This window comes from Halorubrum lipolyticum DSM 21995 (genome assembly GCF_000337375.1).
GTDB lineage: Archaea > Halobacteriota > Halobacteria > Halobacteriales > Haloferacaceae > Halorubrum > Halorubrum lipolyticum.
Genome location: NZ_AOJG01000029.1, coordinates 1 through 375, shown reverse-complemented (window position 1 = coordinate 375; position 375 = coordinate 1). Strand labels below are relative to the sequence as shown.

Genomic DNA, 375 nt, shown 5'->3' with positions numbered 1-375 from the left:
CGTAGAACTTGAGCCGGAGAGCACCGGCATCGACCGAGCGCATATCCACGACTTGGATGCCACGACCGCGGGCGCGGTAGGGAACGAACACGTACAGTCCTCGCTCCTCTGCGAGCCGTTCGTGATAGTCTTCGAAGATTCGGAATCGGCCTTCGGAGCCATCACGACGGTTCAGCATCGCGGCTTTGACTTCGACCGGGCGGCCGTCCGACGTTCGGGCGTCGTGCCAACTCCCGTGGTCGGCGTCGAGGCCGTAGCGCCGCTGCGCCGCTTCCTCCGCGAGTCGGCCATATCGTGCCGCCTTTCGAGAGCGATTCATAATTTTGCTTGACCTTGACCCGCCGGTTCGTCGAGCAGATCGACGCGAGACCCCCG

At 63.7% G+C, this 375-nt stretch carries 1 protein-coding gene; it reads left to right on the top strand.

Going from position 1 to position 375, the window contains the following annotated elements; translation table 11 throughout:
- A partial coding sequence (locus tag C469_RS17360; protein ID WP_008006395.1) for a hypothetical protein occupies positions 1–331 on the top strand: 331 nt, incomplete at its 5' end.
- Positions 332–375: the final 44 nt, after the last annotated feature.